24 protein-coding genes are annotated in these 25,858 nt (G+C 60.3%); 9 read left to right on the top strand and 15 right to left on the bottom strand.

Going from position 1 to position 25,858, the window contains the following annotated elements; genetic code table 11:
- Positions 1-26: 26 nt before the first annotated feature.
- Genes KQ933_RS13375 through KQ933_RS13365 form a run of 3 tightly spaced genes read right to left on the bottom strand, consistent with a single transcriptional unit; the run spans position 27 to position 2,639 of the window.
- On the bottom strand, positions 27-1,151 hold the full coding sequence (locus KQ933_RS13375; protein WP_216755335.1) for an alkene reductase: 1,125 nt from the start codon (positions 1,149-1,151) through the stop codon (positions 27-29).
- A gap of 24 nt (positions 1,152-1,175) precedes the next feature.
- Entirely contained in the window at positions 1,176-2,342 is a 1,167-nt protein-coding gene (locus KQ933_RS13370; protein WP_216755334.1) for an MFS transporter, read from the bottom strand.
- 3 nt (positions 2,343-2,345) lie between these two features.
- Positions 2,346-2,639, bottom strand: a complete 294-nt coding sequence (locus KQ933_RS13365; RefSeq protein ID WP_113325116.1) for a helix-turn-helix transcriptional regulator — start codon at positions 2,637-2,639, stop codon at positions 2,346-2,348.
- Between the two features lie 153 nt (positions 2,640-2,792).
- Between KQ933_RS13365 and KQ933_RS13360 the strand changes: the two genes are divergently transcribed.
- Positions 2,793-3,185 (top strand): hypothetical protein, encoded by a 393-nt coding sequence (locus KQ933_RS13360; protein WP_216755333.1) that lies wholly within the window; start codon positions 2,793-2,795, stop codon positions 3,183-3,185.
- Between the two features lie 28 nt (positions 3,186-3,213).
- Here KQ933_RS13360 and KQ933_RS13355 read toward each other — a convergent pair whose 3' ends face one another.
- On the bottom strand, positions 3,214-4,110 hold the full coding sequence (locus tag KQ933_RS13355) for a LysR family transcriptional regulator VtlR (protein ID WP_183731448.1): 897 nt from the start codon (positions 4,108-4,110) through the stop codon (positions 3,214-3,216).
- A 22-nt stretch (positions 4,111-4,132) separates the two neighbouring features.
- Positions 4,133-5,107, bottom strand: coding sequence for a thioredoxin-disulfide reductase (trxB, locus tag KQ933_RS13350; RefSeq protein ID WP_216755332.1), 975 nt, complete (start codon positions 5,105-5,107; stop codon positions 4,133-4,135).
- A 230-nt stretch (positions 5,108-5,337) separates the two neighbouring features.
- On the opposite strand from trxB, the gene KQ933_RS13345 reads away from it, so the two are divergent.
- Positions 5,338-5,805 carry an Lrp/AsnC family transcriptional regulator gene (locus KQ933_RS13345; RefSeq protein ID WP_007824299.1) on the top strand — a complete coding sequence of 156 codons (468 nt, stop codon included), beginning with the start codon at positions 5,338-5,340 and terminating at the stop codon, positions 5,803-5,805.
- Position 5,806: 1 nt separating this feature from the next.
- Here the strand turns inward: KQ933_RS13345 and KQ933_RS13340 are convergent, their stop codons facing one another.
- Genes KQ933_RS13340 through greA form a run of 3 tightly spaced genes read right to left on the bottom strand, consistent with a single transcriptional unit; the run spans position 5,807 to position 8,211 of the window.
- Positions 5,807-6,601 carry a hypothetical protein gene (locus tag KQ933_RS13340; protein ID WP_216755331.1) on the bottom strand — a complete coding sequence of 265 codons (795 nt, stop codon included), beginning with the start codon at positions 6,599-6,601 and terminating at the stop codon, positions 5,807-5,809.
- 52 nt (positions 6,602-6,653) lie between these two features.
- Positions 6,654-7,703 (bottom strand): glycosyltransferase family 4 protein, encoded by a 1,050-nt coding sequence (locus tag KQ933_RS13335; protein WP_216755330.1) that lies wholly within the window; start codon positions 7,701-7,703, stop codon positions 6,654-6,656.
- Positions 7,704-7,734: 31 nt separating this feature from the next.
- Entirely contained in the window at positions 7,735-8,211 is a 477-nt protein-coding gene (greA, locus tag KQ933_RS13330; protein ID WP_183731439.1) for a transcription elongation factor GreA, read from the bottom strand.
- A 250-nt stretch (positions 8,212-8,461) separates the two neighbouring features.
- Between greA and KQ933_RS13325 the strand changes: the two genes are divergently transcribed.
- Both KQ933_RS13325 and KQ933_RS13320 read left to right on the top strand, forming a co-directional pair.
- Complete coding sequence (locus KQ933_RS13325) at positions 8,462-9,694, top strand: putative DNA modification/repair radical SAM protein (protein ID WP_216758907.1); 1,233 nt, start codon at positions 8,462-8,464, stop codon at positions 9,692-9,694.
- On the top strand, positions 9,694-11,139 hold the full coding sequence (locus tag KQ933_RS13320; protein WP_216758906.1) for a UdgX family uracil-DNA binding protein: 1,446 nt from the start codon (positions 9,694-9,696) through the stop codon (positions 11,137-11,139). Before KQ933_RS13325 ends, KQ933_RS13320 begins: the two co-directional genes overlap by 1 nt.
- Before the next feature lie 14 nt (positions 11,140-11,153).
- Here KQ933_RS13320 and KQ933_RS13315 read toward each other — a convergent pair whose 3' ends face one another.
- The 4 genes from KQ933_RS13315 to KQ933_RS13300 form a co-directional block, all read right to left on the bottom strand.
- A complete protein-coding gene (locus KQ933_RS13315; protein WP_216755329.1) occupies positions 11,154-12,344 on the bottom strand; it encodes a DUF2235 domain-containing protein in 1,191 nt (396 codons plus the stop codon).
- Positions 12,345-12,466: 122 nt separating this feature from the next.
- Positions 12,467-15,952, bottom strand: a complete 3,486-nt coding sequence (carB, locus tag KQ933_RS13310; RefSeq protein WP_216755328.1) for a carbamoyl-phosphate synthase large subunit — start codon at positions 15,950-15,952, stop codon at positions 12,467-12,469.
- Positions 15,953-16,125: 173 nt separating this feature from the next.
- On the bottom strand, positions 16,126-17,154 hold the full coding sequence (locus KQ933_RS13305) for a zinc-dependent alcohol dehydrogenase family protein (RefSeq protein ID WP_216755327.1): 1,029 nt from the start codon (positions 17,152-17,154) through the stop codon (positions 16,126-16,128).
- Between the two features lie 77 nt (positions 17,155-17,231).
- Positions 17,232-17,999, bottom strand: a complete 768-nt coding sequence (locus KQ933_RS13300; RefSeq protein ID WP_216755326.1) for a LytTR family DNA-binding domain-containing protein — start codon at positions 17,997-17,999, stop codon at positions 17,232-17,234.
- A gap of 85 nt (positions 18,000-18,084) precedes the next feature.
- On the opposite strand from KQ933_RS13300, the gene KQ933_RS13295 reads away from it, so the two are divergent.
- Together KQ933_RS13295 and KQ933_RS13290 are read left to right on the top strand one after the other, a co-directional pair.
- A complete protein-coding gene (locus KQ933_RS13295; protein WP_216755325.1) occupies positions 18,085-18,573 on the top strand; it encodes a DUF2306 domain-containing protein in 489 nt (162 codons plus the stop codon).
- Positions 18,574-18,658: 85 nt separating this feature from the next.
- Positions 18,659-19,588 carry a neutral zinc metallopeptidase gene (locus KQ933_RS13290; RefSeq protein WP_216755324.1) on the top strand — a complete coding sequence of 310 codons (930 nt, stop codon included), beginning with the start codon at positions 18,659-18,661 and terminating at the stop codon, positions 19,586-19,588.
- A 215-nt stretch (positions 19,589-19,803) separates the two neighbouring features.
- On the opposite strand, the gene KQ933_RS13285 is transcribed toward KQ933_RS13290, so the two are convergent.
- A complete protein-coding gene (locus KQ933_RS13285; RefSeq protein ID WP_216755323.1) occupies positions 19,804-20,796 on the bottom strand; it encodes an aldo/keto reductase in 993 nt (330 codons plus the stop codon).
- A gap of 110 nt (positions 20,797-20,906) precedes the next feature.
- On the opposite strand from KQ933_RS13285, the gene KQ933_RS13280 reads away from it, so the two are divergent.
- From KQ933_RS13280 to KQ933_RS13270, 3 genes are all read left to right on the top strand, one after another.
- Positions 20,907-21,812: a LysR family transcriptional regulator gene (locus KQ933_RS13280; protein WP_216755322.1), complete on the top strand. Its 906-nt coding sequence runs from the start codon at positions 20,907-20,909 to the stop codon at positions 21,810-21,812.
- 134 nt (positions 21,813-21,946) lie between these two features.
- Complete coding sequence (locus KQ933_RS13275; protein WP_216755321.1) at positions 21,947-23,194, top strand: TCR/Tet family MFS transporter; 1,248 nt, start codon at positions 21,947-21,949, stop codon at positions 23,192-23,194.
- Between the two features lie 140 nt (positions 23,195-23,334).
- Complete coding sequence (locus KQ933_RS13270) at positions 23,335-24,738, top strand: MATE family efflux transporter (RefSeq protein ID WP_216755320.1); 1,404 nt, start codon at positions 23,335-23,337, stop codon at positions 24,736-24,738.
- A 20-nt stretch (positions 24,739-24,758) separates the two neighbouring features.
- On the opposite strand, the gene KQ933_RS13265 is transcribed toward KQ933_RS13270, so the two are convergent.
- Positions 24,759-25,079, bottom strand: a complete 321-nt coding sequence (locus KQ933_RS13265) for an antibiotic biosynthesis monooxygenase (RefSeq protein ID WP_216755319.1) — start codon at positions 25,077-25,079, stop codon at positions 24,759-24,761.
- Positions 25,080-25,261: 182 nt separating this feature from the next.
- Positions 25,262-25,765: a GNAT family N-acetyltransferase gene (locus tag KQ933_RS13260; RefSeq protein WP_216755318.1), complete on the bottom strand. Its 504-nt coding sequence runs from the start codon at positions 25,763-25,765 to the stop codon at positions 25,262-25,264.
- Positions 25,766-25,858 lie beyond the last annotated feature (93 nt).

Here is a 25,858-nt window from a genome sequence, read left to right as displayed (position 1 = left end):
GCGGGATTTCTGCTTGTTGAAGACGATCAGGCGACCTTTTCGAGGGTCGGATAATCGACATAACCCTTTGCGCTGCCACCGTAGAAGGTGGACTGATCCGGCGTGTTGAGCGGCAGGTTCCTTTCCAGGCGCTCGACGAGATCGGGATTGGAGATGAAGGGTTTGCCGAAGGCGACGAGATCGGCCGCGCCGTTTTCGACAGTCTCGATCGCCATATCTCTGTTGTAGCCGTTATTGACCATCCAGGCCGCCTTGCCGCCTGCCTTTTCATAGGCAGTGCGCAGCGCCTTGTAATCGAAGGACGGGTTGTCGCCCTGGCGATAATCGCGCTCGCCACCGGTCTGGCCCTCGACGACATGGATATAGGCGAGGTCGTATTTGGCGAGACCTTCAACGACATGCGTGAAGAGCGCCTGCGGGTTGGAATCGTAGGAGTCGCCTGAGGGGGTGACCGGCGAAATGCGGATTGCGGTGCGGCGGGCGCCGATTTCCCTGGTCACGGCTTCGACGACCTGGAAGGTGAAACGCGTGCGGTTTTCGATCGAACCGCCATATTCGTCGGTGCGGTCGTTGACGCCGTCGCGCATGAACTGGTCGAGCAGGTAGCCATTGGCGCCGTGGATTTCTACACCGTCGAAGCCCGCATCGATCGCAGCGCGGGCGGCCTTGCGGTAATCCTCGACGATCCCGGGAATCTCGGAGGTTTCGAGTGCGCGTGGCTCGGAGGTGTCGGTAAAGGCGCCGGTACCGTCAGCGTTGACGAGGTAGGTCTTGGCCTTGGCGATGCGGTTGGTCGAGGAAACCGGCTTGCCGCCGTTCGGCTGCAGCTCGGTGTGGGAGATACGGCCGACATGCCACATCTGAACGACGATCTTGCCGCCTTCGGCATGAACGGCATCCGTCACGCGCTTCCACCCGTCAAGGGCTTCCTTGCTGTAGAGGCCGGGAACATTGGCATAACCCTGACCCTGATGCGTGATGGCGGTCGCTTCGGTGATGATGAGGCCGGCCGTGGCGCGCTGGCGATAGTATTCGACGTTGAGGTCGTTCGGGATTGCGCCCGGTGAGCGGTTGCGGGTGAGCGGCGCCATGACGATATGGTTCTTGAGAGCGATATCGCCGATCTGTGTCGGCTGGAAAAGCTTGGCCATGGAGGGTCCTTTCTGCTTGGGGGATCACTCGGCGGCAGCGGGAGCGGTCTGCGCCCGGCCGGAGAGATAGGTGAGAACAGTTGCGGCAAGGCCGATGATGGCCATGGCGGCGGCGGCGAGGGGAACGCGGTTGAGATCGAGGCCGGCGTCTATGACCATGCCGCCGACCCAGGCGCCGAGGGCATTGCCGGTGTTGAAGGCGCCGATATTGATGGTCGAAACGAGGTTCGGTGCATCCCTGCCGAAACCGACGACACCGACCTGCAGGGCGGGAACCGCAGCGAAGGTGGCGGCTGCCCACAGGAACAGGGTGATTTCGGCGGGTATGAAGAAGCGGCTTGTATAGAAGAAGATCGCCGAGGTCAGCGCGATTGCCGCAAAGATCGCGGCAAGGGCAGTGCCGAGGCGCCAGTCGGCGAGCTTGCCGCCGATGAGGTTACCGACCGTCAGGCCGATACCCATCAGGAACAGCGTCCAGGTGACGCCTTCAGGTGAGATGCCCGTCACGTCGCGCAGCAGCGGGGCGATATAGGTGAAAAGCGTGAACATCGAAGCCGAGAAGAAGACGGTGACCGAGAGCGCCATCCAGAGGCGCCCGTTCCGCAATGCCGCGATCTCCCGCAGGATGCTGCTCTGCTCTTCTTGTCTATCCTTCGGCAGGATGGCGATCAGGCCTGCAATGGTGACGATGCCGATCGCGGTGACAACCCAGAAGGTGGAGCGCCACCCATAGGCCTGGCCGATGGCGGTGCCGAGCGGGACGCCGAGTACGTTCGCGAGCGTCAGCCCGGTAAACATCAGGGCGACGGCGCGGGCCTTGCGGTCTTCGCTGACGAGATTGGCAGCAACGACCGAGCCGATGCCAAAGAAGGCGCCGTGGCAGAGGGCGGTGACGATGCGGGCGATCATCAGTACCCAGTAATTGGGCGCGATGGCGCAGAGCAGGTTGCCGGCAATGAAGAAGGCCATCAGCATGATGAGGGCCGAGCGGCGCTTCAGCTTGGCAGTCGAAACCGCCATGACGGGTGCGCCGATGGCGACGGCCAGCGCGTAACCCGTCACCAGCCACCCGGCCTCAGGGATCGTGACGGAAAGGTCGGCTGCGACTTCGGGCAGAAGCCCCATGATGACGAATTCGGTGGTGCCTATCGCGAAAGAGCTCAAGGCGAGAACGAGCAGGGCAAGGGGCATAATTTACAGATCCTGCGTCAGCTGCTGGAGGAAGGCAGCGATCGTTTCTTCGTTGCGCTTGTAGAAGATCCACTGGCCGACGCGCTTGCTAGTGACGAGGCCGGCACGATGAAGGGTGCCGAGGTGCGCGGACACGGTGGACTGGGAAAGGCCGCAGCGTTCGAACTGGCTGGCGCAGACGCCCATCTCAAATGGGTGCTCCTGCGTCGGAAAATGTTCTTCCGGGTTTTTCAGCCAGTTGAGGATGTCCATCCGGGCAGGGTTGGCCAGCGCCTTGAGGATCTCGTCTTTGTCCATCGTCGTTCATCGAACTATAAATCGGATTTTCTCGATATATGGTTCGAAGATTTTCGATATGCAAATCACGGAGGCGTGAGGGCGGTGCTTTTTGTTCCGCTTAAAATTTAAGCAAAAAAAGAGGGCCACTGGAAAACCAGGGCCCTTATAAGTGTGAAGGTCAAAAACCTCCAGAGGGGAACAGCCAACGCGGTGGCACTGGGAGAGAAACCACCAAATGCATCAGCTATGAGCGATATGGTGGTTCTTTGTGCAGCTTTCAATAGTTTTTTGTGCATGTCAGCTATGCGCTGCACAAATTTTTCCGCATTGCGGTATCTGCCGGCAAAAATTCAGGCAAAAAGAAAAATTCGGGCAAAAAAAGAGGGCCACCGGAAAACCAGGGCCCTTATAAGTGTGAAGGTCAAAAACCTCCAGAGGGGAACAGCTAATGCGGTGGAACTGGGAGGAAAAGCCACCGTGTGCATCAGCTATGTGCTATGTGGTGTTTTAATGAGCAAACAGCAACCCTTTTTTGTGCATGTCAGTCATGCACAGGTTGCATGATTTGAAATCTCTTCCATAAAAATGGAAATCAGAAGTTCCAGTTGCGGGCCTTGCTGACGATGAAATCGCGGAAGGCTTTCAACTTCGCGGCGTTCTTTATCTCGTCAGGATAGCAGAAGTAGGTATCGAAGGAGGGAACATCGGCATTGATCGCAAGCTGAATCAGGCCGGGGTCTCGACCGACGATATAGTCGGGCAGGCAGGCGATGCCGATGCCGAGCAGGCAGGCGCGCTTGATCGAGGTCTGGCTGTTGATCTGCAGATGCGGAATGCGCTTGTTGTCCGACGAGCGGCCGGCGATTTCCAGCCAGTTGACGTCGAGCAGATAGTTCGGTGCGGGTTCGCCGAAAGTGATGATGCGATGATTGTCGAGATCCTCGATCTTTTGTGGTTCACCATGGCGGTTGATGTAGGAGGGGGCCGCATAAACGTGCATATGCACGGTGAAGAGCTTGCGCTGGATCAGGTCGGACTGCTGCGGCTGGCGAAGGCGGATGGCGCAATCGGCATGGCGCATGTTCACATCCACTTCCTCGTTGTCGAGGATAAGCTGGATCTGAACATCGGGATAAAGCTGCAGGAATTCCTGGATCTTGTCGGTCAGCCAGCCCTGGCCGAGGCCGACAGTCGTGGTGACGCGCAGCTTGCCGGACGGCGTTTCCGTCGTTTCGGTCAGCTGCATCTTCACGGTTTCGAGCTTTAGAAGCACATCATGGGCGGTGCGGTAAAGCAGTTCGCCCTGTTCGGTGAGGATCAGGCCGCGCGCATGGCGGTGGAAGAGCTTGGTGCCCACATCCTGCTCGAGCGCGCTGACCTGACGGCTGATGGCCGACTGGGACAGATGCAGCTTGTCAGCCGCATGCGTAAACGATCCGGCTTCGGCGGCTGCGTGGAAAATACGCAGCTTGTCCCAATCCAATGGCATTCCCCCACCCCTCATGCCACAATTACTCCGCTGCTACGGCAACGGGCACATGGCCCGTCAGATAACGTTCTGCCTCGAGGGCGGCCATGCATCCCATGCCTGCGGCGGTGATCGCCTGGCGGAACGTATCGTCCGTCACATCGCCTGCGGCATAGACTCCCTCCAGGCTGGTCGCAGTCGAATCCGGTGCGGTCCAGAGATAGCCATTGTCCTTCAGCTTCAGCTTGCCCTTGAAAAGCTCGGTTGCGGGCGCGTGACCGATTGCCACGAAGACACCATCAATAGCGACATCGGTGATGGCGCCGGTGCGGGTATCGCGCAGGCGAGCACCGGAAACGGACGGCGGCATGGGGGGCTTTGCCGGCGTACCCGTGATCTCGGCGACCTCGGTGTTCCAGAGAACCTTGACGTTCTCCTTGGAAAAGAGACGTTCCTGCAGGATCTTTTCTGCGCGGAAGCCGTCGCGGCGGTGCACGACGGTGACCGACTTCGCGATGTTGGAGAGATAGAGCGCTTCCTCGACGGCGCTGTTGCCGCCGCCGACCACGATCACATCCTTGTTGCGATAGAAGAAGCCATCGCAGGTGGCGCAGGCCGATACACCGAATCCTTGGAAATGCTGCTCGCTTTCGATGCCGAGCCATTTGGCCTTGGCGCCGGTCGCGATAACAAGCGTATCGGCGGTCCAGACCTGGCCGCTATCGGTGCGGGCAACGAAGGGGCGCTGGTTGAGATCGACTTCGGTCACAAGGTCGTTAACGATTTCGGCACCGACATGCTGGGCTTGCTGTAACATCTGGTCCATCAGCCACGGCCCCTGGATCGGATCGGCAAAGCCCGGATAGTTCTCGACGTCGGTGGTGATCATGAGCTGGCCACCCTGTTCCAGACCGGCGATCAAAACCGGTTTCAGCATGGCGCGCGCGGCATAGACCGCGGCCGTATAACCGGCAGGTCCGGAGCCGATGATGAGCACCTTGGTATGGCGGGCAGACATGGAATTTCCTTTCGACTGGCAGGATGCGGCGGCTAAGAGGTGAATAAGGCCGTTTCGCGATCCCGTCGCCATTTATGAACGACCAATGCTTTTATTCAAGGGCAGCCTTGCATTACCAACAAGGCAAATGCACCGGCTTTGCAAGATTCCGTCATCTCACTGAAACTTTCTTGCGTATTCCGTGGCTTTATATAGAAGCTGCCCGCGGGGAATTAAAGAAAGGCCTGAGCGTGGTTCGCGCTGAACTTGACGTCATCGACATAAAGATATTGCGAGAACTGCAGGCAGACGGCCGCATGACCAATGTGGAGCTTGCCGATCGGGTGGGAATATCGGCGCCGCCCTGCCTGCGTCGTGTGCGCAAGCTCGAAGAGGCCGGCGTCATCGAAGGTTATCACGCGATGCTGAACAGCCCGAAGCTCGGGCTCGATCTCGTCGCCTTCTGCATGGTCGGCCTCAAGCACCAGTCCGAAGCCAATCTAAAGGCCTTTGCCGCGGCCACCACCGAATGGCCGCTGGTGCGTCAGGCCTGGATGGTGTCCGGCGACAGCGATTTCCTGCTGCATTGTGTCGCCCAGAACCTTACCCGCTTCCAGGACTTCGTCATTGAAGTACTGACGGCCAACGAGCATGTCGATACCGTTCGCACCATGCTGACGATCCGGCAGGTGAAGAAGCTCGGGCTGGTAGAACTGTAATCTAGCCGCGCCAGGCCCTGCTGAGCCAGTCGGTATTGCCGATGCGGCGATACCAGTGCTGGCCGCCGCCTTCAAAAACCTCGCTCATTTTCGGACTACCGGCGAAGACCACGATCTTGGCCTCCGGCGGCAGCTCGGGATCGCGCCAGAAGCTCTTGAAATGGCGCGGCACGCAGGCGTTCTTGAAGCTTACGCACCATTCGCGCGGCCAGTACTGCAGGTGTCCATGTGCTTGCAGCTGCGCGCTCTGAAATTGCTGGGAGATCTCGTATTTCGCCATGGCCGCCACTGGATCGGCGGTATAGGTGTCGAGAATATAGGGGTGGGCGCCGATCTCATAGCGAAAGACCGAACTGTTGCCGACCGAGGCCAGGAACTTGTCGCGGGCAGGGTTGATCTTGCGCAGCGGTTTTGCCTGGAAGAGATCATCGTCGCGGATGGTGAGGAATTGGCCCGGGTGCTGAAAGAGCGGTTCCAGATCATCGACGATGACGAGGTCGAGATCGAGGAAGAGGGCGATGCCTTTGAGATCGGCAAGCTCACGGCGGAAGAGCCCAAGCTTCTGCCAGCGGCGGTCCCTGGAGCCGGAAGGCAGACCGAGCTCGGGCAGAGGGAAGGTTTCGATACCCTCCTCGAGGCCTACCGTGTCGTCGGTGAAGCAGACAAAGCGATGCGGGCGCCTCAGGTGTCGTTTGACGCCGCGGTAGAGATTGTTGACGTATTCGGCGCCGTAGAGCGTCCCCCATTTCATACAAAGCACGTTGACCAGGTTTTCGTTGTCGTTTGCGGTCGACATCTACGTGTCCCTACCTCCCTGATATATCCGTTGCCATGGTCTGACGAACGACTTACGCGCCGAGAAGTTGCTGGTAAATCCGGTTGATCGCCGTCGCTTCCTTTTCCAGTGCGAAATTTTCCCGCACGTGCCGGAGAGCCGTCTCGCCCTGTGCGATGGCGAGCGCAGGATCGGTAAGATAGGTGACGATGGCTGCCGTCAGCGCCTCGCCATCGCCGGGGGGCACGATGATGCCGTTTTCGCCGGGCACGATCATTTCGGCATAGGCACCGGCGTCAGATGCCACGACTGCCGTTTTCGAAGCCATCGCCTCCAGCGGTGTCAGGCCGAAGCCTTCATTGCGGGAGGGGGCGATGTAAAGCGTCAAGCGGCGATACCAGACCTTGATATCTGGCACCTCGCCGATGAAGACGATGCGGTCAGTCAGACCGGCTGCGGCGATATCGGCCTTCAGCTTGTCGGCGAATGCCGTGTGCTCCGGCGTGACGCGGCCGGAAATGACGGCCGTCCAGTCCGGATGCTGCGGCAGGAGTGCGATCATCGCCTGGACGAAAAGGTCGGTGCCCTTCTGATGGCGCACGCGGCCGAAGCAGCCGACAAGGTAGCGGCCGGGCAGGCCGGTGGCAGTGATCGTATCGTCAGGCCCTTCAGGCGGGTGGAAGAGGGTAAGATCGATGCCGTGCTGGATGACCGTGTGCGGCACCTTGAGGAAGGAGCCGGAACGGCTGCTGGTGGCGATCACCGCATCCATTCGGCGGATCAGCCAACGCGTATAGGAAGTATGGTGGCGTTGGGCGGCCGAGGTGAAGACGAGCTTCAGCGGCACGCGCAGCACGTGGCGCATGAGGATGCCTGCCGCCATCTCATTGTTGCGGCGCGCGTGCCAGATGCGGCGGCGCCGGCCGGCCGGCGGACGCCAGAGGCCGGCAAGCTGCGGCCATTTCAAACGGGGAAGTTCCGGCGGCAGGCCGGGGCCGAGTGCGGCGATCCTGATCCCCAGCCGGATCTGGCAGGGGATGAGCTGGACGATTGTCGACGTGACGCCGGAGAGCCGGCGTTTCAGGTTGGGCGCGATGATCTCGACGTCGCTGATATCCGGCACTGGCTGCTCTTGCTGAGAGAGGCGAAGGCGATCAGCCCCAGGAAACGGAAAGGATTTCGTAGGCTTTCGAACCGCCGGGCGCATTGACTTCGATGGAATCGCCGACTTCCTTGCCGATCAGCGCGCGGGCGATCGGGGAGGAGATGGAGATGCGGCCCTGCTTCACGTCGGCTTCCTGATCGCCGACGATCTGGTAGGTCTTTTCCTCTTCGGTGTCCTCGTCGATGAGCTTCACCTTGGCGCCGAACTTGATCTTGTCGCCCGACATCTTGGAGAGGTCGATGATTTCGGCACGCGCCGTCAGGTCTTCGAGCTCGGTAATGCGGCCTTCATTGTGGCTCTGCGCTTCCTTGGCAGCATGGTACTCGGCATTTTCGGAGAGGTCGCCATGGGCGCGCGCTTCCGCAATTGCCTCGATGATTCGCGGGCGCTCCTCCTGCTGACGCCAGCGCAGTTCTTCCTGCAACTTGACGAAACCACCCTGTGTCATCGGTACCTTATCAACCATTTTTTCGTCCTTCTCTCCCCGCATCCGCAGTTCGCGCAGACACAAAAGAAAACAGGTCCCGAAGGGGAACTTCGGAACCGTGTTACAAACCTAGTTCGTTGCTTATAGCAGATCGGCACGCGCAATTTCCATAAAATTCGTATCGGCGCTTTTTATGATCAGCAGAAGTGCCTGCTTTTGAAGGGAAGTTGCAGGGAGGCTCATTGCTCGGTCTTGATTTTGCCACCGTGAACATTTAGTGAACAAGATGATGAAGAAGTCGCTTAAAGAACGGTTGGCGATCCTATCCGATGCCGCCAAATATGATGCATCCTGCGCCTCCAGCGGCACGGTCAAACGGGATTCGTCTGCCTCCGGTGGGCTCGGCTCGACCGAAGGCTCAGGCATCTGCCATGCTTATGCGCCGGATGGACGATGCATTTCGCTGCTCAAAATCCTGCTCACCAATTTCTGCATCTACGATTGCGCCTATTGCATCAACCGCTCGTCCAGCAATGTCGAGCGCGCCCGCTTCACGCCGGAGGAAGTCGTCTGGCTGACGCTGGAATTCTATCGGCGCAACTATATCGAGGGCCTGTTCCTCTCCTCGGGCATTATCCGCTCTTCCGACCATACGATGGAGGAGATGGTACGCATCGTGCGCGAACTGCGCGCCACGCATCATTTTCGCGGCTATATCCACCTGAAATCCATTCCGGAGGCGTCTCCACATCTGATCGAGGAGGCGGGACTCTATGCCGATCGCCTGTCGCTCAATATCGAGCTGCCGACCGATAGCGGCATCAGCCGTTTTGCGCCGGAGAAAAAGCCCGCCAGCATCCGCCGCTCGATGGGCGATCTCAGGCTGAAGATCGAAGCGGCAGAAGAGCCGACGCTGCAGACCAAGCGGCGCAAGCGCTTCGTGCCGGCCGGCCAGAGCACGCAGATGATCGTCGGCGCTGACGGCGCCAATGATGCGACCATCCTGTCGACCAGCGGTCAGCTTTACAGCAGCTATGGTCTCAAACGTGTCTATTATTCAGCCTTCAGCCCGATCCCTGACAGTTCGAAAAACCTGCCGCTCATCAAGCCGCCGCTGATGCGCGAGCATCGGCTCTATCAGGCGGATTGGCTCTATCGCTTTTATGGTTTCGGCATCGACGAGATTACCTCGGCGCAGCAGGGCGGCATGCTGGATCTTAATCTCGATCCCAAGCTTGCCTGGGCGCTCGGCCATCGCGAAAACTTCCCTGTCGATATCAATCGCGCCGATCGCGAGAAGCTCCTGCGCGTACCGGGGCTCGGTACCAAAACGGTGAAGGCTATCCTAACTGAGAGGCGGCAGCGCCGGTTGCGGCTTGAGGATCTGCCGCGGCTTGGTGTCTCCCTTCGCAAGGTGCAGGCCTTCATCACTGCCGAGGGCTGGACGCCGCGTCGCCTTGTCGATCGGCCGGATCTGCGCGCCATGTTCGAACCGCAACCCGAACAATTGTCGCTGCTATGATGCGCCGCGTCGTTCTGGAGGGCAGGGGGGATTTCGAGGAATGGCGCAAGGCTGCCCGCGCCCTTGCCGCGGCCGGAATTCTGCCTGACGAAATCGACTGGCAGGAAAAGAGCAGCGAGCCGGGCTTTGCTTTCCAGCGCGATGCCTTGCCGCCCGATCCTCCCGCCGGCGCCAGGCCGATGAGCGTTCCGCCGGCCTTCATGGCGTTGGCCGAGGTAGTGATCTGTCATAGCGATGCCAAGCGCTTTTCGCTGCTTTACAGTCTGCTCTGGCGGCTGCTGGAAAATCGGAATCTGCTGGATCTGGCATCCGACGAAGAGGTCTCGCGTCTTCGGCTGATGCAGAAGAGCGTGTATCGCGACGCTCACAAGATGACGGCCTTCGTGCGCTTCAAGGAAGTGGCGGCACCTGCCGGGGAGCGGCGGAAATTCATCGCCTGGTTTGAGCCGGATCACTACATCGTCGCGCGCAAGGCGCCCTTTTTCCAGCGCCGCTTCACCGACATGGACTGGCTGATCGCAACGCCGAAGGGATCGGCCGCCTGGGATGGCGAGCGGCTGACGACGAGCAACGTACCTTGCGAGAAGCCTGATATCAGCGATGCGACCGACGATCTCTGGCGCACTTATTATGCCAGCATCTTCAACCCAGCGCGGTTGAAGGTGAAGGCCATGCAGGCCGAGATGCCGAAAAAATACTGGAAGAACCTGCCGGAAGCCGATCTCATCCCCGGCCTGATAGCCGATGCGGAAGCCAAGGTGCTTGCCATGGCCGAGCGTGAGGCGACGATGCCGCTTCCCTACCACAACCGCATAAAGGAGGCAGCTGCCCGCGTGCCGGCTCCGGAAATGGCGCCGGCCGGAACGCTTAATGCATTGCGCGAGGAGGCCGCTGTCTGCTGCCGCTGTCCGCTGCATGCCAGGGCGACGCAGACCATCTTCGGCGAGGGACCGCATAATGCCGAGATCATGGTCGTCGCAGAGCAGCCGGGCGATCAGGAAGATCTTGCCGGTCGTCCCTTTGTCGGTCCGGCCGGAAAGGTTTTCGACGAGGCGATTGCGCAGGCTGGCATCGATCGATCGCGGCTTTATGTCACCAATGCCGTCAAGCACTTCAAGTACGCGCCGCGCGGTAAGCGCCGCATTCACCAGAAGCCCAATTTGGGGGAAGTGCAGCAATGCCGCTGGTGGCTGAAGCTTGAACTCGATCTCGTCAAGCCGAGGCTGATCGTGGCGATGGGTGCGACCGCCTTCTATTCGCTCACCGGGGAGAAGCAGAAGCTGGGGGATGTCCGCGGTCGGCCGATCGCCATGGAGGAGGGACGCCTGCTTTTTGTGACGGTGCATCCTTCCTATCTGCTGCGAATCCCGGACGAAGACAGGAAGGCGCATGAGCTTGCTCGTTTCCGGCAAGACATGAATCAGATCAAGGCTCTGGCTGCCTGAGTACAGAATTCGATTCAGGAAACGAAGACCGGATTTTTCGGCAGGTTCGGCGGATTATATCCGGTCACCATGCGCACCCTCACGGATTCATGCAGGTTTGCGCCATCGGGGATGAAACGCCTGTCTTCGCGGGGCAGATAAATGCCCCTTCTGTCGCCGCGCTTGCGCCAGGAGTTTTCCGGCACGCGCCGCGGAATATATTCGAGCAGTTTCCAGCCTGCGCTCATTGAGTCATGCAGTGGTGCGGCCGCATTGAGTTCGACATAGTACTTGTCGCTCTTGCCAAGGACGATGTTGTTGATTGTACGCGAAACGTAGAGCAGGCCTGCAGGCCCCGTTTCGCGGATCATCCAGTCAAGCGGTATCTTGATCTGGGCGCTCTCAGCCTCCGGGTAACCGCCGCCGATATCGCCGTGGACACCGGCAAACCAGACCTCCTTGAAATCCTGCTTTGCGGTCGCGGGCTTGAAGGGATTGCCGCGATAGTCCTGATCCGGCGTCCACACTTCCGGCTGGAACATGGTTCTTCGCTCGTCGATTGCCATTGCGTGGCGCACAAATTCGACGCTGGGATTCTTTCGGGTGAAAGGATGCGTCTTGAACTGAATGCGCCCTTTGCCCTTTTCGATGACCGAAGCAACGGTATCGAAGAGGCCGAGCAGTTTGATCGGCGGACGGTCGTTGCGCAGCATGCGCTCATAGAGCCGCATGCTCTTGAAGGCCGATGACGGATCTCCGCCATCGGCGCGCTGCTCCTGTTCGGGAATGCCTTTATAGGTTCTGTAGGCGTAATCGAGCAGGTTCAGGTGATATTTGCTGCACAGCCCAAAGGCATGGATAAAACCTGCGAGAACGCGGGCCGTGTAGGCGCCGCGGCTGAAACCGAAAATACAGATGCGGTCCCGGTCGGGATGGCCTCCGTGATCGTCGGGCGTGCCGGCATCGTAATTTTCGACGAGGAAGCGGTAGGCACCTTTGACATTTTCATCGAGACCCCAACCAGTGGTAAGGCCCCAGACCTCGATAGACTTGCGGTAGAAGGGCGACCAGGCATCTGCCGCACCCAGCGTACCGACGCCGGGGTCGTAATAGACGATCTGTTCGTCGGAGCGCTTCAGCGTTCCGAACAGACGCAAAATATTGGTGCGGTCTGCAGTTATCTCGTTCGACGTGCCGTCGAACAGAATGACGATATTCTTCGACATGCTGCTTCCCCGATACGGCCGGGGAGCAGGCTAACACCAAGTATCCATGTCTGCAATTTTGGGTCGCAGTTTTGCTGGGACGCCGAGGTAAGGGCGAAGAGGCGAGGCCCCTTCGCTTGGGATCAGAAGTAGCTCTGCAGCGGGCGGACTTCGAGATTGCCGGCCTTGAGCGCCTTGATGGCCTGGGCGGCGGCTTCGGCGCCGGCCATCGTGGTGTAGTAGGGTACCTTCTGCATCAGCGTGGCGCGGCGCAGCGACTTCGAATCCGAGATCGCCTTGTTGCCGTCGGTCGTGTTGATGACGAGCTGGACCTGGCGGTTGCGGATGGCATCCTCGATGTGCGGACGGCCTTCCAGAACCTTGTTGATCTTGGTCGCTTCGATGCCGTTTTCTGCGAGGAAGCGGGCCGTGCCACCGGTCGCCAGCACCTTGAAGCCTTGCTCGACCAGCATGCGGATTGCCGGCAGGACGCGCGGCTTGTCGGCGTCGCGCACGGAGACGAAGACCGTGCCTTCACGCGGCAGTTCGACGCCGGCGCCGAGTTGCGACTTGGCGAAGGCCAGCGCGAAATCGGTGTCGAGGCCGATGACTTCGCCGGTGGAGCGCATTTCCGGTCCGAGCAGCGTATCGACGCCGGGGAAGCGGGCGAAGGGGAAGACAGCTTCCTTGACGGCGATGTGCTTGAGGGCACGCGGGTCGGGCTTTTCGCCATAGGCTGCGAAGGTCGCATCGAGCTTCTCGCCGGCCATGACGCGCGCGGCGATCTTGGCGATCGGCGCGCCGATGGTCTTGGCGACGAAGGGCACGGTACGGGAAGCGCGCGGGTTGACTTCGAGAACGTAGACAGTGTCGTCCTTGATGGCGAACTGTACGTTCATCAGGCCGCCGACATTGAGCGCTTTCGCCATCGCCTTGGCCTGGCGTTCCAGCTCGTCGAGCATTTCGCGGGAGAGCGTGCGGGGTGGCAGCGAGCAGGCACTATCGCCCGAATGGATACCGGCTTCCTCGATATGTTCCATGATTCCGGCGACATAGACGTCCGTGCCGTCGGACAGGCAGTCGACATCCACTTCGATGGCGTGGCTGAGATAGCTGTCGAACAGCAGCGGGTTCTTGCCGAGCAGGGTGTTGATCTGGCCGGTCTTGTCGTTCGGGTAACGCGCCTTGATATCTTCGGGCACCAGTTCCGGAACGGTATCGAGCAAATAGGTCTGGAGCTGGCCTTCGGAATGCAGGATCTGCATGGCGCGACCGCCGAGCACGTAGGACGGGCGAACGACCAGCGGGAAGCCGATTTCAGCCGCGACGAGACGGGCCTGCTCGACTGAGTAGGCGATGCCGTTGTTCGGCTGGTTGAGATCGAGCTTCATCAGCAGCTTCTGGAAGCGGTCGCGGTCTTCAGCGAGGTCGATCATATCGGGCGCGGTGCCGAGGATCGGGATGCCGTTCTTTTCCAAGGCTTCTGCAAGCTTCAGCGGTGTCTGGCCGCCAAACTGGACGATGACGCCGACGACTTCGCCCTTTTCCTGCTCTGCGCGCAGGATTTCAATCACATCTTCGGCCGTCAGTGGCTCGAAATAGAGGCGATCTGACGTGTCGTAGTCGGTCGAGACCGTTTCCGGGTTGCAGTTGATCATGATCGCTTCATAGCCGGCATCCTTCAGCGCGAAGGCGGCGTGGCAGCAGCAATAGTCGAACTCAATGCCCTGGCCGATACGGTTCGGGCCGCCGCCGAGGATGACGACCTTCTTGCGGTCGGACACGAGAGCTTCAGAGCGCGCAGTGCCGACGAAGGGTGTCTCGTAGGTGGAGTACATATAAGCGGTCGGCGAGGCGAATTCGGCAGCGCAGGTATCGATACGCTTGAAGACCGGGCGGACGTTCAGGCCGTTGCGAAGCTCGGCCACTTCCTTCGGGCGCTTGCCGGTCAGTGTGGCAAGGCGGGCGTCGGAGAAGCCCATGGCCTTCAGCATGCGCAGATTGGTGGCATCGTCAGGTAGGCCGTGCTCGCGGATGCGGGCTTCCATATCGACGATGTTCTTGAGCTGGGCGATGAACCACGGATCGATCTTGCAGCCTTCGTGCACCTCTTCGATGCTGAGGCCCATGCGCAGTGCCTGGGCGACCATGCGCAGGCGATCCGGGGTCGGCGTGCCAATTGCGGCGCGGATGGCGTTGTGGCTGGATTCGCCTTCCTCGGAGTCGGGGATTTCGATTTCATCGAGGCCGGTCAGGCCGGTTTCGAGGCCGCGCAGCGCTTTCTGCAGCGATTCGGCGAAGGTGCGACCGATCGCCATGACTTCGCCGACCGACTTCATGGCCGTGGTCAGCACCGGCGAGGCGCCGGGGAATTTCTCAAAAGCGAAGCGCGGGATCTTGGTGACGACATAGTCGATCGACGGTTCGAACGACGCCGGCGTCGCGCCGCCGGTAATGTCGTTTTCGAGTTCGTCGAGCGTATAGCCGATCGCAAGCTTGGCGGCGATCTTGGCGATCGGGAAGCCGGTGGCCTTCGAAGCCAGTGCAGACGAGCGCGACACGCGCGGGTTCATTTCGATGACGACGAGGCGGCCGTCCTTCGGGTTGACGGCGAACTGCACGTTCGAGCCGCCGGTCTCGACGCCGATCTCGCGCAGCACCGCGATCGAGGCGTTGCGCATGATCTGGTATTCCTTGTCCGTCAGCGTCAGCGCCGGGGCAACGGTGATCGAGTCGCCGGTATGGACACCCATCGGATCGATGTTTTCGATGGAGCAGATGATGATGCAGTTATCCGCCTTGTCGCGGACGACCTCCATCTCATATTCCTTCCAGCCGAGAACGGATTCTTCGACGAGCACTTCGGTGGTCGGCGAGGCATCGAGGCCGCCGCCGACGATCTCGAAGAATTCCGAGCGGTTATAGGCAATGCCGCCGCCGGTGCCGCCGAGCGTGAAGGACGGGCGGATGATGGCCGGCAGGCCGACATGGTCGAGCGCCTGGGCGGCGATCGCCATCGCATGGCTCATGTAGCGCTGCTTGCGGTCGCTCTCGCCGAGGTTCCACTGGTTTTCGAGTTCGTCGAGCGCCTTGTCGAGGTCGGCGCCGGAGAGGCTTTCGCGCAGCTTGGCGCGTTCGGCCTCATGCGTCTTGCGGTCGGTATCTTTGATGTCGGTGGCGTTTGCCAGCATCGAGCGCGGGGTTTCGAGGCCGATCTTGGCCATCGCCTCGCGGAAGAGGGCGCGGTCTTCGGCCTTGTCGATCGCGGCAGGCTTGGCGCCGATCATCTCGACATTGTAGCGGTCGAGCACGCCCATGCGCTTCAAGGAGAGGGCGGTGTTCAGCGCCGTCTGGCCGCCCATGGTCGGCAGCAGCGCGTCCGGGCGCTCCTTGGCGATGATCTTGGCGACGACTTCAGGGGTGATCGGCTCGACATAGGTTGCATCGGCCAAACCCGGATCGGTCATGATCGTCGCCGGGTTGGAATTGACGAGGATGACGCGGTAGCCTTCCTCCTTCAGCGCCTTGCAGGCCTGGGTGCCGGAATAGTCGAATTCGCAAGCCTGGCCAATGACGATCGGTCCCGCGCCGATGATGAGGATCGATTTGATGTCTTGGCGCTTCGGCATGGGCGATATCCATTGTCTGGCTGCGCAAAAAGCCGGCCAGGGTGGGAGGTCACCGGGTCGGGTCGCGCATTGAGGGTCTTTTCAGGCTAGAAGCGGCTTATAGGCAAATGTTTTTGCAAACGGAACCCCATAAATCACGGAATCGACAGGAATTCGGACCGGCCTTTGGAAGCCTATTGCCTGGCAGGTATCACAAGCGTTCGAATCTCGCCCCCAAAAGCAGGATTGGCAATCGCTTCCGGTGCCTGTTCGAGCGTGATCCGACGGGAAATCAGTGGCTCAACCTTGATCGCACCCGAGGCAATGAGATCGGCGGCGCGCTGATGGGTGAACGGGTTGAGAAAGGAGCTGACGAGGTTCACCTCCCGGAACAACAGGTCGAAGGGTTCGATCTCGATTCTTGCGCCTTGCGGCATGACGCCGAGGATGACGGCAGTACCGCCGCGTTTGGCAAGCTTCGGCGCCTGCACCATGGTTTCCGGCACGCCGGCGCATTCGAAGACGATATCGGCGCCGCCGGGCAGCAAGCCATCCGCGCCGGTGATTCCGCTGACGACATCCGCCCGTGACGGATCGAAGGTGGCGGTGGCACCGAAGCTTTCGGCAAGTGCCCGTTTTTCGGCATTGCGGGTGACAAGGAGAATACGTGTCGCGCCGGCAAGCCGGGCAAGCTGGATGGTCAGCAGGCCGATCACCCCGCCGCCAAGCACAATGACGGAAGCGCCTGTCTTGATGTTGGCGAGATCGACGCCGTGCAGGCAGCAGGCGAGCGGCTCGCAAAAGGCACCGTGCAGCGGATCGAGCTCGAGCGGCAGGGCGAAGGCCTGTTTCTGCGGGAGGATGACATAGTCGGCGAAACCGCCATCGCTGTGAATGCCAATTGCCCGCAAGTTGCGGCAGAGATTGACGCGGCCATCATGGCATTGCTCACAGCGGCCGCAGGCGATGTTGGGATCACCCGTCACACGCATGCCGGGACGAAAGCCGATGACGTCGGCGCCGACGGCTTCGATGATGCCGGTAAATTCGTGGCCGAGCGTCACCGGTGGATGGGAGGGGAATTCGCCGAGCAAGAGATGCCGGTCGGTGCCGCAGATGCCGCAGGCTTCGATACGGACAAGCAGGTCGCCCGGTCCGGGAATAGGCTTTTCGACCTCGCGCAGGAACAGTTTTCCCGTCGCTTCCAGGCGCACGGCTTTCATCGGCATACTCCTCCAGGTCTCCTCGCCGTCAGGAAGCGGGAAAGCGGGAGTCGCGTCAAGCAATTACCGGCATTTCTTCAGCCGAAACGGCGGCGCGCTTCCTCGGCAAAACTGCGGCTGACCGGGATCTGTGTGCCGTCGCGAGTGAGGATGAGGATCTTGCCGTTGTCGCGTTTGATGGCCTCGACATGGGCGTCGGCGACCCAGTGCGACCTGTGGACTTGAAGTCCCGGCGTTGCGCCGATCTCCCGGAGCGCATCGGAAAAACGTAGCAGTACCAGTTCGCGGCCGCGGCTGGTGACGACCTCGGTATAATGATCCTGCACGGAGAGGCGCAGCAGGGCGCCGCGATTGTGCAGCTTCAGCCGGTCGAGAATCGAGGTCGATGGGGGTATCTCTGCTGTTGCCTGTTCGATCTGGCGATGCATCGTGAGATAGGTCAGGAAGCAGAAGAGTGCGCAGAGCGGCAGCGCGAAGACGACCCTGTAGAGGCTGCCAAGCGAGACCGGATCGCCGATGAAGGCATAGTCGACGAGACCGATCGCAAAGCCGATCGGTAAAGCGGCGATCAGCGAGCCGATCATCATGCGCCAAAACATCCGATTGAGCACCTTGCGAAGCAGGGCATCGGCCAGCACCGAAAACAGGATGGCGATCGACCATGCGACGGCATGCAGGATTAGCCAATAGGCGAGGCGCTTACCGGCCGGCATGCTGTCCATCGTACCGTAGGGACCGGTCACTACAAAGATCAGGACAACGGCGAGGAAAGTTCCCCAGAAGCGCGAAGAGCGCCAGAAGAGCTGCAATTCGCGAAGCGTGGATTGCAAGGATGGGTGATCCACGAAGTTTCCTCGCCGTTTACGCCATCTTTGTTGAGAGGAATGCAGTCATGCCGGAAACAGGGGGCGATTTCAACCGGAGCCGACCATGACCCTCGACCCACTGTTCAATGCACCTCTTGCCATTCAGATCCACGTCCTCGCCGTTGTGCCGGCAGCAATCCTTGGCGCCTATCTGATCGCCCGGCCGAAGGGCACGCCAAGGCACCGGCTACTCGGCAAGATCTGGATGGCGCTGATGGTCATGACGGCGCTCTCGAGCTTCTTCATTCACCAGATCAATCTGTTTTATGGCTTCAGTCCGATCCACCTTCTTTCCATCGCGGTGCTGGCTGGAAGCTGGCGGGCCATAGTGGCTGCGCGGCGGCACGATATCCGCGGTCACAAGCGGGCAGTGCTCGGCATGTATTTCGGCGGCATCGTCGTTGCCGGCCTTGCCACGCTGTTGCCGGGCCGGTTGATGAGTGCTGTCGCCTTCTCCGGCAACAGTTGGCTAGCCGCAGCGATGCTCGGGCTGGTCGCCGCTGCGATCGTTGGCGCCATCCGATTTCGGCCGCGCCGCAGCCGGGCGGCGTGATGAGGCGGCTGGAATTTGCCTTCGCACCGGATATATAACTGACTCCTAAGAGCATGCATGAGGCGCATCGCCGGGGAGATCGATCATGGAATGGAAAGGCCGGCGTCAGTCCGACAATGTCGAGGATCGCCGTAGCGACCCATCCGGTGGTATGGGACGCAATCCATTCGGCCGCGGTGGCGGCTTCAGCTTTCCATCGGGCGGCGGCGTTGGCCGTCGCGGCGGTGGGCTCAGCATCGGCACGATCATCTTCCTCGTCGTCATCTACCTGATCTTCAAGGCGATGGGCATCGATCTGATACAGGTGATGGATGGCGGCGGCTCGACGGGCGGGGGTGGCTACACGCAAAGTGAATCCTCTTCGCAGGCTCCGGCCAATGACGAGATGACCGCCTTCGTCCGCACGGTTCTTGCTGAAACCGAAGATACCTGGCACGGCATCTTCCAGTCGCAGGGCAAAGACTATGAGGAACCGCGCCTCGTTCTATTCTCCGGACAGACGCAGTCGGCCTGTGGATTTGCATCCGCTGCGACCGGGCCATTCTATTGCCCTGGTGATCACAAGGTCTATCTCGACACGGCCTTCTTCCAGCAGCTTTCCGACCAGTTCGGCGCATCCGGCGATTTCGCCGAAGCCTATGTGGTTGCCCATGAGGTCGGCCATCATGTGCAGAACCTGCTCGGCATCCTGCCGAAATTCAATCAGGCGCGCCAGAGCATGAGCGAGGCCGATGCCAACAGGATGTCGGTCCGGGTTGAACTGCAGGCGGATTGCTTCGCCGGCATCTGGGGCAAGTATACGCAGCAGAAGGGCATTCTCGACGCCGGCGATCTGGAGGAGGCGCTGAACGCGGCGCAGCAGATCGGCGACGATACGCTGCAGAAGCGCTCGCAGGGCTATGTCGTTCCCGAAAGCTTCAACCACGGCACGTCGGCGCAGCGTATGCGGTGGTTCAAGCGCGGTTTCGACAGCGGACAGCTTTCAGCCTGCGATACATTCTCCAACCCGATTTGATCGGGAGATCCGGCACCCGGCGTTTAGAGCCTTTCCCGGTTAGATTGCAGCATTCTGTTGGCTCAAATGGAGTCGGATGGTCGACCGGCAGGCGCGCGTCGTAGCCCAGATCTACGGCTAAGCCGGCCGGTCGATCAGACGGCCCGTTTCAGCCAACAGAATGCTGCAATCTAACCAGGAAAGGCTCTAGGGCAAGGTGCCGGCAAAGCGAGAGCTTACTTTTCGCTGTCCATGTGCCTGAGCTGGGCTTCCGGATAACGGGTGCCCTTGGCAGCACCCTTCGGCACGGCGCGTTCGATGGCAGAAAGATCGTCAGACGTCAGTTCCACCGCACGGGAGCCGAGCGCTTCTGTCAGGCGATCACGGCGGCGGGCGCCGACCAGCGGCACGATATCCTTGCCCTGTGCCGCCACCCAGGCGATGGCGACCTGGGCGACCGAGGCGCCCTTGAGTGTGGCGATCTTTCTGAGTTCTTCGACCAGAGCAAGGTTCTCATCAACGTTGCCGTCCTGGAAGCGCGGGCTGACGGCGCGGAAATCGCCGGCGGACTGCTGGCCCTTCTGCCAATGGCCGCTGATGAGGCCGCGCGACAGCACCCCATAGGCGGTGATGGAAATGCCGAGCTCGCGGGTCGCGGGCAGGATTTCATCCTCGATGCCGCGGGAGATCAGCGAATATTCGATCTGCAGGTCGGCGATCGGTGCCACGGCAGCAGCCCGGCGGATCGTATCGGCGCCGACTTCGGAGAGGCCGACATGGCGGACGTAGCCGGCCTTAATGAGATCGGCGATTGCGCCCACCGTATCCTCGATCGGCACGTTTGGATCGAGGCGGGCAGGGCGGTAGATGTCGATATAATCGACGCCGAGGCGCTGCAGCGTGTAGGCGAGGAAGTTCTTTATGGCGATCGGACGGGTGTCATAGCCGTTCCAGCCATTCGCGGGATCGCGCAGCGCGCCGAACTTGACGCTGACGACAACGTCCTCTCGCTTGCGGCCCTTGAGCGCCTCGCCGATCAGCATTTCATTATGGCCCATGCCATAGAAATCACCGGTGTCGAGCAGGTTGATGCCGGCATCGAGCGCCGCATGAATGGTGGCAATGCTCTCAGCGCGGTCTGACGGGCCGTACATGCCCGACATGCCCATGCAGCCGAGGCCGATGACCGAGACTTCCGGGCCGGTCTTTCCCAAACGATAGGTCTGCATCTTCTTCTCCTTCAGCGGCGCCCGATGGCGTCTTCGGATCCTGTTTTACCGCGGCCGAGTTTGTGCGATAATCCGGATAGTCTCGAACAGGCCGTACGGAAAAATGCACAGTGGATGATCTTCCCCTCAGTGATCTGGATGCCTTCGCCGCAATTGCAAGGGAGCGCAGTTTCCGCTCCGCGGCCCGCAAGCGCGGGGTTTCCGCTTCCTCACTCAGCGACTCCCTGCGGCGGCTGGAAGAGCGCCTCGGCGTCAGGCTTCTCAACCGCACGACGCGCTCCGTTACGCCGACGGCTGCGGGCGAGAGATTGCTTGAACGACTTTCGCCGGCGCTTTCGGAAGTGGCGGCTGCGCTCGGCCAACTCGACAGTTTTCGCGACAATCCGGCGGGTACGCTCAGGCTGAATGTACCAAGCATTGTCGTGAGGCTTTTCATGGCTGATCTCGCCGTGCGGTTTCTGGCGCTTTACCCGCAGATCACGCTTGAAATCATCGCCGAGGATACATTTATCGATGTGCTGGCCGCCGGTTTCGATGCCGGTGTTCGATACGACGAGAGGCTGGAGCGCGACATGATCGCGGTGCCGATCGGTCCACGCAGGCAGCGCTATGTGACGGTGGCCGCCCCCGCCTACCTTAAGCGGCGCGGCTTACCACAGCATCCGCGGGATCTGCTGGAGCACAGCTGCATCCGCCATCGCTTCCTAAGCGGAGCCTCGCTCCCCTGGGAATTCGAACGTGGAGAAGAGGTATTGGTCATCACGCCGTCAGGTCCCGTCATCGCCAACGCGGTTGAGATGGAAATCGAGGCGGCGCTTGCCGGGCTCGGCGTTGTCAGAACTTTCGAGGAGCTGGTTGTGCCCGGTATCACGGATGGCCGGCTGATGCCGATCCTGAGCGAATGGGACAGCGAATTTTCCGGCCCGTTCCTCTATTATCCGAGCCGTCATCATATGCCCGCACCGCTGCGGGCTTTTGTGGATTTCGTGCGGATGGAACAGAGAAAGAGCGCCTGAACCATCTATTTTGCCCGCCTCGCCATCAAAAACATTGAAATGTTCACGGATTGTTTCGGCCATTTCAATGAGCTATGTCATAGATCCGGCGACCAGATCGTCTTTCCAGAAAATATCAGCTGTAGAGATGCTTCATGCTCGATCCGAAATTCGTTCGCCGCGGCCTTTTCCTGGTCTTCATCATTCTCTTTCTGGACGTTATCGGCATTGCCATCATCATGCCGGTCCTGCCTGTCTATCTGGAGCAATTGACGGGCGGAACGGTCAGCGATGCGGCAGTCGATGGCGGCTGGCTCATGCTCATCTATTCGCTGATGCAGTTCCTGTTTGCGCCGCTGCTTGGAAACTTGAGCGACCGTTTCGGGCGCCGTCCGATCCTGCTGCTTTCGGTACTGACCTTCGCATTCGATAATTTCATCTGCGCTGTGGCCACCAGCTACTGGATGCTCTTCGTCGGCCGCGTGCTTGCCGGCATCAGCGGCGGCAGTTTTGCGACCTGCTCGGCCTATATCGCCGATATCAGCAATGAAGAGAACCGCGCGAAGAATTTCGGCCTGATCGGCATCGCCTTCGGCGTCGGTTTCACCGTCGGCCCGGTCATTGGCGGCTTTCTTGGGGAGTTCGGGCCGCGCGTGCCGTTCTTCGGTGCGGCAGCGCTTTCCTTCGTTAATTTCGTCGCCGCCTGCTTTTTGCTGTCGGAAACGCTCGATGCGAAGAACCGCCGCAGGTTCGAATGGAAACGCGCAAACCCGCTCGGTGCGTTGCGACAGATGCGGCACTATCACGGCATCGGCTGGGTCTGCCTCGTGATGTTCATGTTTTTCCTCGCCCATGCCGTTTATCCTTCGGTTTGGTCCTTCGTCACGACCTTCCGATACGGATGGAGCGAAGGGCAGATTGGCCTGTCGCTCGGCATCTACGGCATCGGTGCCGCGCTTGTCATGGGGCTCGTGCTACCGCGTGTCGTGCCTGTTCTCGGTGAATGGAAGACGGCGCTACTCGGCCTGTCTTTCTCGATGGCCGCCCTCACAGGTTATGCTTTCGCCTGGGAGGGCTGGGTCGTCTATACGGTGATCGTGTTGACAGTCATGGAAAATGTCGCCGACCCGCCGTTGCGCAGCATTGCCGCCGGCAAGGTGCCGCCCTCGGCGCAGGGCGAGTTGCAGGGCGCGCTCGCCAGCATCAGCAGTATTACAACGATCATCGGCCCGCTGATCTTCACGCAGATGTTCGGCTATTTCACCAAACCAGATGCGCCGATCACTTTCGCCGGTGCGCCCTATCTCTTGGCAGCCGTCTTCATCTTTGTCGCCGCAGTTGTATTCCTGATGCGGGTGACGACTTCGAAGGCGCCGGCGGGAGCTTTCAACGCCGCTGAGTGATCCATCAAAAACAGTGAAGCTGTGATGAATTTTTCAGCATCTGCCTGTTTTGGGATGGTTCTTTGCGCCGCTTTGCTCTAAGCCGGCATAATATTTTGCCGCCCTGCGGCCGTTAACGATTCAATCTCAGGAATAGTGTCATGGACACGCCGATCGACGTGCGCACCATTGCGCCTGCAACCGACAACCGCTGGTCTGCGCATATCCGCGCCACGCTGATGCTCGGCGTGCCGCTGATCGGTGCGCAACTGGCGCAATTCGGCATCGGCATGACCGACGTGATGATTGTCGGCCAGCTCGGAGCCGAAAATCTCGCGGCCATGGTGCTTTCGGCGCAATTCCTGTTCACGATCCTGATCTTCGGCTCGGGCTTTGCCATCGCCGTCATCCCGATGGTGGCACACGCTTATGGCAGCGGCGACGTGGTGACGGTTCGCCGGTCGCTGCGCATGGGGATCTGGGTGGTCATCTGCTATTGGCTGCTGATGCAGCCGGCCTTCTTCAATTCCGAGGCGATCCTGCGCTATTTCGGGCAGAAGCCTGAGGTCGCGAAGCTCGCGCACGGCTATATCATCATCGGCCAGTTCGGCGTGCTGCCGGGCCTGCTCTACAATGTCATGCGCGCGCTCGTCAGCGCCATCGGCAAAGCGGGCGTCATTCTCCAGGTCACGATCGCCATGCTGGTGCTGAATGCGATCGGCGCCTACATCCTTGTACTCGGTCACTTCGGCCTGCCGGTCATGGGGCTTGAAGGCGCTGCCATCGTCTCTGTCGCAGTGCAGGCGGCCGGTTTCCTCTTCATCCTGTCCTATGTGCAGGGCAGGGAAGAGACGCGGCGCTACGAGATCTTCGTTCGTTTCTGGAAGCCGGACTGGCATGCCTTCTTCGAGGTCATCCGCTTGGGCTTGCCGATCAGCATTACGATCCTCGCCGAAGTCAGCCTGTTCACCGCCGCCTCTCTGCTGATGGGCCATATCGGTACGATCGAGCTTGCAGCGCACGGCATCGCGCTGCAGTGGGCGTCGATGGCCTTCATGATTCCACTCGGCCTCGGTCAGGCGGCAACCGTGCGCGTCGGTGTCGCGCACGGGCAGGGCGATCATGCCGGGCTGGTGCGGGCCGCGATCACGGTGCTGATCATCGCCAGCATCGCCGCCATCATCGGCAGCATCATTTTTGCGACCATACCGCAGCTTCTGGCACGTCTGTTTCTCGATGTCAGCCTGCCGGAGGCGCCGCAGGTGCTGGCATATGCCGGTCCGCTGATCGTCATTGCCGGTCTCTTCCAGTTTGTCGACGGCCTGCAGGCAATCGCCAGCGGTTTGCTGCGTGGGCTGAAGGATGCGCGTGTGCCGATGATCCTGGCGCTGATTGCCTATTGGCCGATCGGCTTCTTCCTCGCCTGGGCCTTTGCCTTCCCGCTCGGTTTCGGCGGGCTCGGCATCTGGTTCGGCTTCCTCGTCGGGCTTGCGGCCGCTGCCGCCATGCTCTGCGCGCGCTTCTATATTCTCGTTCGCCGGGAAGGGACTGCGACCGGCGCTTGAGCCGGCCGCCTTATCAGCCGTTAGGCCGCAACAGGCTTGTAGCTGGCGATATCGGCGCGAATGCCGAGACGCGCAAACATTTCCTGCGGGTTGAAATTGGCGGCCTTATGGGCCGCTGTAACAACAGCCCGCACGCGCTCGACGACATCGGCGCTTTCCCATTCGGCGACTGTCACGAAATTGAATTCGCCGGGACCGGCAACCTGTTCCAGCACCGTATGATTGATGAAGCCGTCCTGTGCCTCCAGCACCTTATGGGTCATCATCACATTGACGAGAAATTCCTCGCGCGCCGCTGCCGGCACGATGAATTTGTCTATCCTGTAGAAAGCTCCGCTCATCCAGTCTTCTCCTGCATCTGAGGTGTTGCAAGCAGTTCTGTAATTCCTCAAGTTAAGTTGAGGTCAATATGCGGAGAAAGAAAAGACCCGCTTGGGCGGGGCAATCCCGCCGCGGACGCCAGATGCAGGAGAATTCGGCGATGTTTACAACGCGTCCGCCCTTGTGAAGCCTCATGGGAGGCTCAGGGGCCAATCCGGCGAAACATCATAACCTCATCCACTTCCACGCCGTCTTGGAGAAACGCGCCCGGAATTCGGCCTATCTCAACGAAACCTTCGCGCTCGTAGAAACGGCGTGCCGCGGGATTTTCTGCATTGACCGCCAATTCGATCTGCCTGATCCCGTGGGCGACGGCATGGTTCGTTATTTGCTCCAGAAGTTTACGAGCAACGCCTGTTCCTCGCTGGCTGGCGCGCACGTAAACCATGATAAGGGTTGCCCGGTGCGCCATCTTGCTTGGCTTTTGCCACATCAACCCCATGATCGCGACCGGTTCATCCTGCTGAAAGGCGACGAAGACCGGCATTTCAATCAACCGGCTACTCCATTCATCAAGAGACAATATCTCCCAATCTTCCGCGCGGCTCGCGAATGCGGCGGGGTCGGAACGCAATGCCTCAAGCCGAATCTGTTTGAAAACCTCCCCATCTTCCGGCTTCAGCAGTTTGATAATTCCGTCAGACATGGCGCCGTTCCTGAGCTACGAGACGGGCTGGCATAAATTCTGTAAAATACGTTTGGCAGGCGATACCTTGATAAGACGACCTCCGCGATGAAC

Source organism: Rhizobium sp. WYJ-E13 (assembly GCF_018987265.1).
Lineage (GTDB): Bacteria > Pseudomonadota > Alphaproteobacteria > Rhizobiales > Rhizobiaceae > Rhizobium.
The sequence above is the reverse complement of the archived record's forward strand: the minus strand, read 5'-3'. Positions and strand labels throughout refer to the sequence as shown.